At 75.2% G+C, this 12,160-nt stretch carries 9 protein-coding genes; 3 read left to right on the top strand and 6 right to left on the bottom strand.

Annotation, left to right across the window (positions count from 1 at the left end; translation table 11 throughout):
- Positions 1 to 83 precede the first annotated feature (83 nt).
- On the top strand, positions 84 to 767 hold the full coding sequence (locus ACIQ9G_RS22000; protein WP_403612072.1) for a hypothetical protein: 684 nt from the start codon (positions 84 to 86) through the stop codon (positions 765 to 767).
- Positions 768 to 776: 9 nt separating this feature from the next.
- Entirely contained in the window at positions 777 to 5,120 is a 4,344-nt protein-coding gene (locus ACIQ9G_RS21995) for an HAD-IC family P-type ATPase (protein ID WP_403612069.1), read from the top strand.
- 106 nt (positions 5,121 to 5,226) lie between these two features.
- On the opposite strand, the gene ACIQ9G_RS21990 is transcribed toward ACIQ9G_RS21995, so the two are convergent.
- Positions 5,227 to 6,306: an NADH:flavin oxidoreductase/NADH oxidase gene (locus ACIQ9G_RS21990; protein WP_403612066.1), complete on the bottom strand. Its 1,080-nt coding sequence runs from the start codon at positions 6,304 to 6,306 to the stop codon at positions 5,227 to 5,229.
- A 147-nt stretch (positions 6,307 to 6,453) separates the two neighbouring features.
- Here ACIQ9G_RS21990 and ACIQ9G_RS21985 point away from each other — a divergent pair, with 147 nt between their 5' ends.
- On the top strand, positions 6,454 to 6,813 hold the full coding sequence (locus ACIQ9G_RS21985; protein WP_392193263.1) for an ArsR/SmtB family transcription factor: 360 nt from the start codon (positions 6,454 to 6,456) through the stop codon (positions 6,811 to 6,813).
- Here ACIQ9G_RS21985 and ACIQ9G_RS21980 read toward each other — a convergent pair.
- The 5 genes from ACIQ9G_RS21980 to ACIQ9G_RS21960 form a co-directional block, all read right to left on the bottom strand.
- A complete protein-coding gene (locus ACIQ9G_RS21980; RefSeq protein ID WP_403612063.1) occupies positions 6,766 to 8,121 on the bottom strand; it encodes a nucleobase:cation symporter-2 family protein in 1,356 nt (451 codons plus the stop codon). The two genes, ACIQ9G_RS21985 and ACIQ9G_RS21980, sit on opposite strands and share 48 nt — an antisense overlap.
- A 144-nt stretch (positions 8,122 to 8,265) precedes the next feature.
- Positions 8,266 to 9,609 carry an FAD-dependent oxidoreductase gene (locus ACIQ9G_RS21975; protein ID WP_403612060.1) on the bottom strand — a complete coding sequence of 448 codons (1,344 nt, stop codon included), beginning with the start codon at positions 9,607 to 9,609 and terminating at the stop codon, positions 8,266 to 8,268.
- A 130-nt stretch (positions 9,610 to 9,739) separates the two neighbouring features.
- Positions 9,740 to 10,441 carry a TetR/AcrR family transcriptional regulator gene (locus ACIQ9G_RS21970; RefSeq protein WP_403612058.1) on the bottom strand — a complete coding sequence of 234 codons (702 nt, stop codon included), beginning with the start codon at positions 10,439 to 10,441 and terminating at the stop codon, positions 9,740 to 9,742.
- A gap of 229 nt (positions 10,442 to 10,670) precedes the next feature.
- Positions 10,671 to 11,369 (bottom strand): HAD family hydrolase, encoded by a 699-nt coding sequence (locus ACIQ9G_RS21965; protein ID WP_403612055.1) that lies wholly within the window; start codon positions 11,367 to 11,369, stop codon positions 10,671 to 10,673.
- 9 nt (positions 11,370 to 11,378) lie between these two features.
- On the bottom strand, positions 11,379 to 12,080 hold the full coding sequence (locus ACIQ9G_RS21960; protein ID WP_403612053.1) for a phosphatase PAP2 family protein: 702 nt from the start codon (positions 12,078 to 12,080) through the stop codon (positions 11,379 to 11,381).
- Between the last annotated feature and the right edge of the window lie 80 nt (positions 12,081 to 12,160).

Below are 12,160 nucleotides of genomic sequence, written 5' to 3'. Positions count from 1 at the left end.
CTGGGAGAAGGCGGGACGGCCGGCGCGTTGCCGGGTGCGGGGCGGCCACGGAAAGCGCTCGCACACCACGGTCGAGGAGAGTCATGGCTGAGCAGAAGTCGTCGTCGGTCCTTACGGCGCCCCTGCGCGGCGCGACCTCGGTACTGCGCCGGGTGCCGGGCGCCGGGACGGTCGGCAGGGCGGCGCGGGGAACGCTGGACAAGATCGGCGCCGTGTCCCCACGGGGGCGCCGGCTGGTGGTCTACACGGGCGCCGGGGTGCTCGGTGTCATCGGGGTGGTGGAGTGGCCGGTCGCGGTGACCGGCGCGGCCGTGGCGTGGTTCACCCGGCCGCGGCCCACGGAGACCGCGGGTGCCCCGGCCGAGGCCGGGAAGCCCGCGCAGGGTGTCGCCCGTTCGGCCCGGAAGCCCGCGGAAGCCGCCGCCCACCCGGCTCACGAGCCCGCGCGCCAGGTCGCTCCCGCCGCCCAGGAGCCCGGGCGCCGGACCCCTCCCTCAACCCAGGAGCCCGCGCGCGACGTCGCCTCCGCCGCTCTGCGATCCACCCAGGAGCCCGGGCCGAAGCCCGGCGGCCGGGCACCCGCACCGGCGCGCTCCCAGGCGCCCACGGCGCCCCGGCCCACCGCCACCCGGTCGGCGCAGGAGCCGTCGCCGCAAGCGGCTCCCCCGGCAGAGACGTCCGCCGAGGAGCAGGGCGAGGCGCCCGCGCCCGGCGCGTCCACCGGCCCCCTCGGCCCGACGGCGCGGCCCGGCCGCACCACCCGCTGAGGGCGCGCCATGGGGTTCGGACTGCTGACGGCGCCGTCGGCCGCCGCCCGGCTGCTGCCCGCGGCCCCCGCCATGCTCGCGCGGGCCGCGGCGCCGGCGGTCGGGGTGGCCGCCGGGGCGCTGGCGGGCACGGCACGCGCCGGCGTACGGAGCGCGGACTCGGCGGCGCGGGTCGCGCGGGTCGCCCGGCACGCGCTGCCCGGTGGCGGAGGGCACTGGCGGTCGGGCGCGCGGGCGCACCTGGCGCTGCGGCCCGCGGAACCGGAACAGGTGCGGCGCGCGGGCGGCCGGGAACATCTGGCACGCAGGATCGCCGAGGCCCTGGCGGAGCATCCGGACGTGGCCTTCGCGTACTGGGACGAGGGACTCGCACGTCTGGTGGTGACCGTGACCGAGGAGGAGTTCGGCGACCGGGTCGTGGACCACGCGGCCGAACTCGCCGAGCAGCACGGGCTGGTCCTCGCGGGCGGCTTCCCGGACGAGGTCACACATCCCGCCGACCCGGCCGGGGTGCGCACCGCCTCCGCCACCCTCGCGGCCGACGTCACGGGCATCGTCGCGGGGGTCACCGCGTACGCCCTGCGGCTGCCGCCGTCGCCCCGGATGGTGACCGCCGCGGTCACCCTGCTGCGGGAGAACCCGCGCTTCCGGGCCTGGCTGCACGCCCGGCTCGGCGGCGACCGTATGGATCTGCTGCTGGCCTGCGTGAACGCGGCCGCCCACGGCGCGGGCCAGACCCCCACCTCGCTGGTGCTCGACGGAGCGCTGCGGGCCTGCCAGCTCGGTGAGACGGTGGCCCGCCTGGCCGCCTTCGACGCGGTCCACGACGAGCTGTGCGCACCCGACCGGGTCAGTGTCGCCGGGAACGGCTCCCCGCGCCCGCCGCTTCGGGTGTCCCCGGCCCAGGACTACGCCACCCACGCCTCCGCCGGCAGCGTCCTGGGCGCCGCGGCGACGCTCCTGGTCAAGCACGTGGGCGCCGAGGCGGCGGAGGCGGTGCTCGCCGGCTCGCCCAAGGCCGCGCGCTACGGGCCGGCCGTGTTCCACGCGCTGCTGAGCGCCGCCCTGTCCCGGACCGGCGTCCTCGTGCGCGACCCCGAGCGGCTGCGGCAGTTGGAGATGGCCGACACGGTCGTCCTGCACCCGAGTGCGCTGCGCACCGAGGACGGCGAGGCCGATCCGTGGGTCGAGCCCGTCATGGACGCGGCGCGCCGGGCCGGGCTGCGGGTCGTGGTCGTGGACGACCCCGCCCTGGAGGACTTCACGGCGCTCGCCGACCAGGTCGTCGACATGCGGCGGCCGCTGGACGACGTCGTGTACGGGCTGCGCGGTGAGGAGGGCACCGTCGTCGTGGTCGCCCGTATGGGCTCCGCCGACGAGCACGACCTGCTGGCCGGGCTGCGTGGAAGCGACGTCGCCGTCGCCCTCACGGACCGGGACGGCGCCGTCGTGTGGGGCGCGGACCTCCTGGCACTGCACGGACTGCCCGACGTGTGGCGGGTGCTGACGGCCATTCCCCCCGCCCGCGAGATCGGGCACCGGTCGCAGACCCTGGCCCGATCCGGTGCCGCGCTCTCCGGGCTGCTGGTGGCCATCGGCGAGTCCAAGGGCGGGCGGGGGAAGCGCGCCGTGCTGCCCGGGCTGCGGCACGCGCCGGTCGACATCGGCGCGGCGGCGGCCCTGCTGTCCGGGGCGCGCGCCGCCTTCGCCGTGGCGACCGCGCGTGCGCCGCACCCGCGACCGCGTGTGCACTGGCACGAGCTGGCCCCGGACGAGGCCCGGCTGCGGCTGGAGCGGGAACCGGGTGCCGTGGCCACCCCGTTCCAGCGGGCCGCGGCCAGGATGCGCAGGGCCGTCGACAGCGTGACCCGGCACCCCGTCGTCGCCCCGGCGCGGTGGACCCTGGAACTGGGCGGGGCCGTCCGCGGCGAACTGCACGACCCGCTGACCCCCGTGCTCGCCGTGGGCTCGGCCGCTTCCGCGATCCTCGGCTCCGTGGTGGACGCGCTGCTCGTCGTCGGCGCCCTCGATCTGAACGCCCTGATCGGCGGCATCCAGCGGCTGCGCGCCGAGCGGGCGCTGTCCGGGCTGGTCGCGGAGCAGAAGCGGAAGGCGCGCGTGGCGCCCCCGGAGACGGAGGCGCCGGCGGGCGGCACCCTGACGGTCGACGCGGGCAAGCTCCGCCCGGGCGACGTGATCGAGCTGAAGGGTGACGACGTGGTGCCCGCGGACGCCCGGCTGCTGTGGGAGGAGGGTCTGGAGGTCGACGAGTCCGCGCTGACGGGGGAGTCCCTTCCGGTGCAGAAGCAGACGGACCCGACCCCGCACGCCCCGGTCGCCGACCGGAGCTGCATGGTCTTCGAGGGCACGACCGTGGTGGCCGGTCAGGCCCGGGCCGTCGTGGTGGACACCGGCGAGCGCACCGAGGCCGCACGCGCCGTCCACCTCGCCGCCCGCACGCCCCCCGCGGGCGGTGTGCAGGCCAGGCTCCAGGAACTCACCGGCAAGGCGCTGCCGCTGACCCTGGCGGGCGGCGCCGCCGTGACCGGTCTGGCGCTGCTGCGCGGTACGGCCATCCGTGAGGCGGTGAGCGGCGGTGTGGCCGTCGCCGTGGCCGCCGTACCGGAGGGCCTGCCACTGGTGGCCACCGTGGCGCAGCTGGCGGCCGCGCGGCGGCTGAGCCGGGGCGGAGTCCTCGTCCGCACCCCGCGCACGCTGGAGGCGCTGGGCCGGATGGACACCCTCTGCTTCGACAAGACCGGCACGCTCACCGAGAACCGGCTGCGTGTGGTGCGGGTGTCCGACGCCGGCGGCACGGTCCGCCGGGCGCGTGACGCGGCCTCGGCGGACACCCTGCGGACGGCGGCGCGGGCCTGCCCGCGGCTGAACGGCGGCCCGCGGCCGGACGGCGGGCCCCGGACGGACGGCGGCTCCGGCCGGCCGGTGCACGCCACCGACGAGGCCGTCCTGGACGCGGCCGGCCGCGACCCGGACTGGACGCAGCTCGAGGGCCTCGCCTTCGAGGCCGGCCGAGGATACGCCGCCGCCGTGGGCCGGGTCGCGGACGGCCCGCGCGTGCTGGTGGTCAAGGGCGCCCCGGAGACCGTACTGCCCGCCTGCGCCGGCCTTCCCGCCCATGCCTCCGACGCCGCCCATGAACTGGCCGGTGCCGGGCTGCGGGTCCTGGCGGTGGCCGAACGCCGGCTCCGGGAGGATGAGGCCGGGACGGACGCCCTCGAAGAGCCTCGGGAGCTGGTGTTCACCGGGCTGCTGGCGCTGTCGGACGTCCCGCGCGAGACCTCCACGGTCCTGGTGAACGGACTGTACGAGGAGGGCGTACGTCCGGTCATGCTCACCGGCGACCACCCGCAGACGGCCCGGGCCATCGCCACCGAACTGGGCTGGCCCGAGGACACGATCGTGGTCACCGGGGACGAACTGGCCGCCGCCGACCGCTCGGCCAGGGCGCGGATGCTGCGCGACGCCGGTGTGGTCGCCCGCGTCGCGCCCGAGCAGAAGCTCCAGGTGGTGGAGGCGCTGCGGGACGCGGGCCGGGTGGTCGGCATGGTCGGGGACGGCGCCAACGACGCGGCCGCGATCCGTGCCGCCGACATCGGGGTCGGCATCAGCGCCCGCGGCTCGGCCGCCGCGCGCAACGCCGCCGACATCGTCCTCACCGACGGCGACCTGACCGTCCTGATCGACGCGATCGGCGAGGGCCGCGCCCTGTGGCACAGCGTCGCCGACGCCATCGCCATCCTGATCGGCGGGAACGCGGGCGAGGTCGGCTTCGGCCTGGTCGGCACCCTGCTGTCGGGCACCGCGCCGCTGTCTACCCGTCAGATGCTCATGGTGAACCTGTTCACGGACCTGTTCCCGGCCATGGCGGTGGCGGTGACACCGAAGGAGGACCCGGCGCAGGCGCGGGCCGGCTCGCCGGAGGACGTGGCCGGCGGGGTCCTGGGCGACCCGCTGATCCGGCAGATCCGCCATCGGGCCCTGACCACCTGCCTGGGCGCCGTCACGGCCTGGCTGATCGGCCGCTTCACACCGGGCACCGCCCGCCGTTCCAGCACGATGGCGCTGTGCGGGGTGGTCGGCACCCAGCTCGCCCAGACCCTGCTCGACCGCCGTGGCAGCACCCTGGTCCGGGTGACGTCCCTGGGCTCCGCCCTCGTCCTGGTCGCCGTGGTCCAGACCCCGGGGGTCAGCCGCCTCGTCGGCTGCACCCCGCTCGGCCCGGTGGCCTGGGCGGGTGTCGCCGCGGCGATCGCCCTCGCCCTGGCAGGCCAACGGACCCTGCCCCGCCTGGAAGAGACGATCACGCGGCTCCTGCCGACGGAGCGCTCGTAGAGGCAGGGGGCGGCCGACTGCCGGCCGACCACAAGCCGTCTGCCGCCGGCCGCCACCGCCCCTCGGCGGACAGCCGGGCCGGCGGCCGGCCCGGCGCGTCACCCCCTCAGACCGACCGGTGGTACTGCTCCGGCACGTGGACCGAGCCGCCCAGTTCGCGGGCGGCGTGCTGGGCCCAGGTCGGGGTGCGGAGCAGTTCGCGGCCGAGGAGGACCGCGTCCGCCTCGCCGTTGGCGACGATCTTCTCCGCCTGCTCGGCGTCGGTGATGAGCCCGACCGCGGCGACCGGCATCGGCGTCTCGGCCTTCACCCGCGCCGCGAACGGCACCTGGTAGCCCGGCCCCGTCGGGATGCGCACCGAGGAGGCGTTGCCGCCGGTGGAGACGTCGAGCAGGTCGACACCGTGGGTGTGCAGCTCGGCGGCGAAACGCACCGTGTCGTCGGCCGTCCAGCCCCCGTCCTCCAGCCAGTCCGTGGCGGAGATCCGGAAGAACAGCGGCTTGTCCTGCGGCCACACCGCCCGTACGGCGTCGACGACCTCGAGCGCGAAGCGGACGCGGTTCTCGTAGGAGCCGCCGTAGGCGTCGGTGCGGTGGTTGGAGTGCGGGGAGAGGAACTCGTTGATCAGATAGCCGTGGGCGCCGTGGATCTCGGCGACCTCGAACCCGGCGGCGAGGGCCCGGCGGGCCGCGTCCGCGAACCGGGCCACGATCCGCTGGATCTCCTCGACGGTCAGCTCGGTGGGCACCGGGTGCCGGTCGCCGAAGGCGACGGGGCTCGGCGCGACCGGCTGCCAGCCGTGCGCCTCGGGCCCCACCGGCGCGCCGCCCTTCCACGTGCGGTCGGTCGACGCCTTGCGGCCGCTGTGCGCGAGCTGGATCCCGGGCACCGTGCCCTGGCTCCGCAGAAAGCGGGTGATCCTGCGGAACGCCTCGGCCTGGGTGTCGTTCCAGATGCCGAGGTCGTACGGGGAGATCCGGCCCTCGGGCGACACCGCGGTGGCCTCGACGATGATCAGACCCGTGCCGCCGGCGGCACGCGCCGCGTAGTGGGCGAAGTGCCAGTCGGCGGGGGCGCCGGTCGACGGGCCCTCCGGGGCGGCGGAGTACTGGCACATCGGGGGCATCCAGATCCGGTTGGGAATCGTCACTTCGCGCAGGGTGTAGGGCTCGAAGAGCGCACTCACGGCGGACTCCATTCGTCACGGGCGTCACGGGTCGTCACGGGGCCTCACGGAACCTGGGCCGACTCGTACGATAGTCCTCGTAGTACGGCAGGTGTCAAACTACGATGGTTCTCGTAGGATGAGGACCTCGTACGAAGTGGAGCCGACGTGACCCTCTCCGCCCCCGGCGCCGGCAGCCGGGACCTTCCGCACCCCGCCCGCGAGGAGATCCGGCTCGAAGCCGTGCTGCACGCGCTGTCCGATCCGCTGCGGCTGCGGATCGTGCGGGAGCTCGCCGCCGACGGCGACGAGCTCTCCTGTTCGCAGTTCGTCCTGCCGGTGACCAAGTCCACGACCACGCACCACTTCCGGGTACTGCGCGAGAGCGGAGTGATCCGGCAGGTCTACCGGGGCACGGCCAAGCTCAACGGCCTGCGCCGGGACGACCTCGACGACCTCTTCCCGGGATTGCTCGACTGCCTACTCGCCGCTGCCGACCGGCAGGCTCTCCGCCTCGGCGGTGGGTGAACCGCCCCGCGCGGGAAGGTGGTTGAAGAGCAGGTTGAGCACGATCGCCGTCAGGCAGCCCGCGCTGATCCCGCTGTTCATCACCGTCTGGAACCAGTCCGGGAACTTGGCGTAGACCGTCGGCACGCCCACCGGAAGCATCCCGACCGCCACCGACACGGCCACGACGGTCAGGTTGTGGTTGCCCTCGAAGTCGACCTGTCCCAGGGTCCGCACCCCGCTCGCCGCGACCGTCCCGAACATCACCAGGCCCGCACCGCCCAGCACCGGAGCCGGGACCGCCGCCACCACCGCGCCCAGCTTCGGCAGCAGCCCGAGCAGGACGAGAAGACCGCCGGCGGCGGCGACCACCCAGCGGCTGCGCACCCGGGTCATGCCGACCAGGCCCACGTTCTGCGCGTACGCCGTGTAGGGGAAGGTGTTGAAGACGCCGCCGAGGACGGTGGACAGGCCGTCGGCCCGCAGCCCGTCGGCGAGCGCCCGCGGCTGGACCCTCCGCCCGGTCAGCTCGCCGACCGCGATGAGGTCGCCGGTCGTCTCCGTCATCGTCACCAGCGCCACGACCAGCATCGACACGATCGCCGACGCGTGGAAGACGGGCGTACCGAAGTGGAACGGCGTGCTGATCCCCACCCAGTCGGCGTCCCGGACCCCGCCGAAGTCGGTGAACCCGAACGGCACCGCGACCGTGAGGCCCACGGCGATGCCGATCAGCACCGCGACCCGGCTCAGGAACGCCGGCGCGAACCGCTGCACGCCCAGCACCACCGCCAGCACGAAGGCGGCCAGGGCCAGGTTCCGCGGTGCCCCGAAGTCCTTCGAACCGACGCCTCCGGCCGCCCAGTTGCCCGCCACCGGCAGCAGTGAGACCCCGATGACCAGGATCACCGTGCCGGTGACCAGCGGCGGGAAGTACCGCAGCAGCCTGCCGAACACCGGCGCCAGCAGCATGATCGCGAGCCCGGCGACGATCACCGCCCCGTAGACGGCGGGCAGCCCGCCCCCCGTGGTCCCGATGAGCACCATCGGCGACACGGCCGCGAAGGTGCAGCCCTGCATGATCGGCAGCCGGACGCCGAAGCGCCAGAAGCCTATGCACTGGATCAGGGTGGCGACGCCGCACACCAGCAGGTCGGCGGTGATCAGATACGCCAGGTCGGCGGGCGACAGCTTCATGGCGCCGCCCACGATCAGCGGCACGGCCACCGCGCCCGCGTACATCGCGAGCACGTGCTGCAACCCGAAGGCGGCCAGTTGCCGTACGGGTGGGACCTCGTCTACGGGATGCACGGGTGCGGTCGTGGCCATGGACGCTCCTGAGCGGCGGTGGGCGGAAGGACTCGAACAGCACGAGACCGTAGGGTGCTTGAACAGTTTGTTGATTTCCGGAGTGTTGCCGGTCTGTGTCATGCCCATTCGAAGCCGGTCGACCTCACCGGAGCCCGGATTCGATCAGATCGCCGTGCGCGCCGCCGTGAGCAGGGACTCCCAGTCCGGCAGCTTGACCACACCGCGCCCCAGCGAGGCGCCGAGCGCCGCCTCGGCCCGCTCGATGGCCTGCCATCCGGCCCACTCCACCGGCTCGACCCCCGCGGCCCGCAGCGCCGGAAGGGGGTCCGGGGGCAGCTGCCCCCGTACGAGCGCGGGCGCGTCGGTGAGCAGCGAGGTCACCGTCTCCTTGGCGCACGGGCGGTTGGTGCCGATGACGCCCGTCGGGCCGCGCTTGATCCAGCCGGCCACGTACTCGCCCGGCGCGATCAACCCGTCGCGCAGCACGCGCCCATGCGCGTGCGGCACCGTGCCGCTCTCCGCGTCGAAGGGCAGCCCCTCCAGGGGCACCCCGCGATAGCCCACCGACCGCAGCACGAGCTGTGCCTCGACGTCCTCGAACCGCCCGGTCCCCGTCACGCCGCCGCGGCCGTCCGGGGCCGTCCGCTCGAACCGCACCGCGCCCACGCGGCCGTCCACGGCGAGCAGCCGGACGGGGCGGAGGTGGAAGCGCAGCCGGATCCGGCGGGCGGCCTCCCTCGACGGCGCGGCCGCCCAGCCGCGCAGCACCTCCACGTTGCGGCGCTGGGCGGCGGGCAGCGCCGACGGGTCCGCGTACGCCGGGTCCGGCGCCAGCTCCGCGGGATCGACGACGACCTCGGTGTCCGGCAGTGCGCCCAGTTCGCGCAGCTCCTTGGTGGTGAAGCGGGCCTGCGACGGTCCGCGCCGGCCCACCATGTGGATCTCGGTCACCCGGCTCGCGGCCAGCGCGCTGAGCGCCGCCTGCGGCATGTCGGTGCCGGTCAGCTCCGCCGGGCCCCGGGCCAGGATGCGGGTGACGTCCACGGCCACGTTGCCCACACCTACCACGACCGCGGTGCGCACGCCCTGCAGGAATCCGTCTTCCACGGCGTCGGGGTGGGCGCTGTACCAGGACACGAACTCGGTCGCCGACCAGCTGCCCGGCAGCTCCTCGCCCGGGATCCCGAGGTGACGGTCGGTCGCGGCGCCCACGCAGTACACCACCGCGTGGTACAGCTCCCGCAGCCGGGCGGCGGGCAGCCCGCCGGGGCCGCCGATGCGGACCCCGCCGAGGAACCGGACCCGCTCGTGCTCCAGGACCGCGCGCAGGTTGTTCTGCAGGGACTTGATCTTCTCGTGGTCGGGCGCCACGCCGTAGCGGACCAGCCCGTACGGGCATGGCAGCCGGTCGAGGACGTCGACGTGCACGGAAGGGTCCTGCTCGACGAGGCCCTGGGCGGTGTAGCACCCGCTCGGCCCCGAGCCGACGACGGCGACACGCAGCACGGCGGAACTCCTTACCCCGGCGGATCGGAGGAGATCGCTGATGGCTCCAGCATGGCACCGACGGGCCCGCCCCGGGAGAGTGCACGCACCGGGGCGCTCACGTGTCGCGCCCGATCCGCGGGGCGGCGCGCTACTCGGCCCGGCCGGCAGGCTTCCGGTCCGCGGCCTCCGTGACGTGTGCGGCGTCCGTGGCGAAGAAGCGGGAGATGTCGGTCGTGCAGGTGTCGCCGGGCGCCTCGGCGTCCTCCGGGAAGCCCATCTTCCAGTCGAGCCGGTAGCGCTTGAACAGCTCCGCCCGCAGCGCCGGCACCGGCATCGGCGCCCCCGGCACCAGGGCCGCGTACACGGACCCCATCAGCAGGGCGCGCAGCATCGGATAGTCGGCGTCGACGTCGCAGGAACCCCGCCGGGCGACGGTCTCCCGCAGCAACTGCGACAGGCGCTGCTGCTCGGGGCACTGGACGAAGCCCTCGGCCTGCAGGATCCCCGCCATGTGCTGGCGCATCAGCACCGGCCGGTCGCGGGCCAGGCCCAGGATCGCGTCGATGGTCCGGGCCAGCCGCTCCCGGCCGTCCTCGGTGTGCGGCCGGCGCTCCAGCGCCTCCTCCAGCGTGCGGTGCATCAGCCGGTGCACCGCGGACTGCACGAGCTGGCGCTTGCCGGGGAAGTAGTACGACACCAGGCCCCGCGCCGATCCCGCCCGGTCCGCGATGTCGCCGAGCGTCGTCGCGTCGTACCCGCGATCGTTGACCAGTTCCACGGCCGCCTGCAGGAGCCGCTCCCGGGAACGCCGCCGCAACTCTTCATTGACCGAGGCGCTGCGCGGGGACATGCTGTAACTCCTGCGTTGACTGGCTGCCAGCCAACTATACTCAACAGGAGCAGGACGGGACCCCTCGCGGGTCCGTTCGTGCTGCCGTCCCGCCTCGGGCGACGCGGGGGATCGTCCGAGGCGGGCGTTCTTTCGCCCGAGTGGTCGCCTGAGGCTACTTTTCCGGGCCGCTGGTCCGGCGTCCGGCCGCTGGTCCGGCGCCCGGCCGGCCCGTCGCACCGGTCCGGGCTCAGGCGGTTCGGCCCACCAGGTCGAGCACCGGCCGCAGCGCGTCCGGCCGCTCGGTCACCGGCAGAGGGTCCACGAAGTGCACCGCGCAGCCGAGGGCCGCCGCACCGCCGTCCGCCCGCCGGTTGTCGCCGACCATCAGCACGTCCCGAGGCGCCGCGCCGAGTGCCGCGCACGCGGTCTCGAACAGGCGCGGGTCCGGCTTCTGGGCGCCGTGCTCGTACGACAGGACGTACGCGTCGACGTAGGCGTCCAGGCCGTGTGCCCGGAACACCGGGCGCAGGTCCCAGCCGATGTTGCTGACCACGCCCACGCCGATCCCGCGACCGCGCAGCGCGCGCAGCACCTCGGCCGCGTCCGGGTACGGGGCCCACGCGTCCGGCGTCATGTGCCGGTCGTACAGCGCGTCGTGCAACGCCGGGTCGGGCAGCGCCACTTGACGGGAGAGGGCGGTGTAGGCGGCCCGGTGCAGCTCCGGGCTGCTGTCCCGGATCTCCCACGTGTCCGCGGCCTCCTCGGGCAGCCGTGCCGGCGGGGTCCCGCCCGGCAGCGCCCCGGCCTCGTCGAGCGCCCGCGCCAACCCGAGCAACTCCCCTTCTTCGAGCGGAAGTCCGGTCTCGTCCAGCACCGCACGCAGCCAGGACTCGGTGGACTCCGCGCGGAAGAGGGTCCCGGAGAAGTCGAAGAGGACGGCGGACATGGGGTGATCCTAAGAGCCGCGTGGGCTGTGGCGGGCGGGTTCAGGCCATGAGCGGTCGTAGGCGGTCACCGCCGCGGCCACCACCGTCGCGCCCAGCAGCCAGCCGCCCACCACGTCCGAGAGCCAGTGGACCCCCAGCCAGACCCGGGTCAGGCCCACGCCCACCACCGAGACCGCGGCCACGGCCCACGCGGCGCGCCGCGTGGCGCGCCCCGCGCCGAAGCGGTGGAGCAGCCACAGGAGCAGGCCGCAGACCACCGTCGCGGTCATCGCGTGACCGGACGGGAAGGCCGCGTAGTGGGCGGAGTCGACCGGGTCCGGCCAGCGCGGGCGGGGGCGGCCCACCACGGTCTTCAGGCCCTGCTGCACCAGCGTGGCCAGAGCGCCGGCGGCGACCAGCCACAGGGCCGTCCGCCACGCCGAGCGGCGCCACGCCAGCCACACCGCGACCGCCACGCCCAGCAGGCGCATCGTCAGCGGGTCCCACACCCAGTCCGTGAGGATGCGGAACCCGTGAGTGAGGCCGCGCTCCTCCACCGCCCAGTGGTGGGTGGTGCGGGCGACGCTCCCGTCCACGGCCGTCAGCGGGTGCCAGCGGATCGCGACCAGGATCAGCAGCAGCGCCGAGCACAGACCGAGGGCCGCCGCGCCGCGGCCCGCGGCACGGCGGCCCGTCGTGCGGGGCGGGGAATCGACAGGCATGGGCTGCATGATGCGATCCTCGCCGCTGGGCCGAGCGGGAAACGTGCCGGCCGGCCCCCGTGCCGCGCTTCTCCGGCCGACCTTCCGCC

This window comes from Streptomyces sp. NPDC096152, assembly GCF_044763235.1.
Classification (GTDB): domain Bacteria; phylum Actinomycetota; class Actinomycetes; order Streptomycetales; family Streptomycetaceae; genus Streptomyces.
Note: the sequence above shows the minus strand (reverse complement) of the source record. Positions and strands in the feature narration are given on the sequence as shown.

Coding starts and splice junctions, on each gene's coding strand:
- ACIQ9G_RS22000 (WP_403612072.1), top strand. CDS start 84: ATGGCTGAGCAGAAGTCGTCGTCGGTCCTTACGGCGCCCCTGCGCGGC.
- ACIQ9G_RS21995 (WP_403612069.1), top strand. CDS start 777: ATGGGGTTCGGACTGCTGACGGCGCCGTCGGCCGCCGCCCGGCTGCTG.
- ACIQ9G_RS21980 (WP_403612063.1), bottom strand. CDS start 8,121: ATGGCCACGACCGCACCCGTGCATCCCGTAGACGAGGTCCCACCCGTA.
- ACIQ9G_RS21970 (WP_403612058.1), bottom strand. CDS start 10,441: ATGTCCCCGCGCAGCGCCTCGGTCAATGAAGAGTTGCGGCGGCGTTCC.
- ACIQ9G_RS21965 (WP_403612055.1), bottom strand. CDS start 11,369: ATGTCCGCCGTCCTCTTCGACTTCTCCGGGACCCTCTTCCGCGCGGAG.
- ACIQ9G_RS21960 (WP_403612053.1), bottom strand. CDS start 12,080: ATGCAGCCCATGCCTGTCGATTCCCCGCCCCGCACGACGGGCCGCCGT.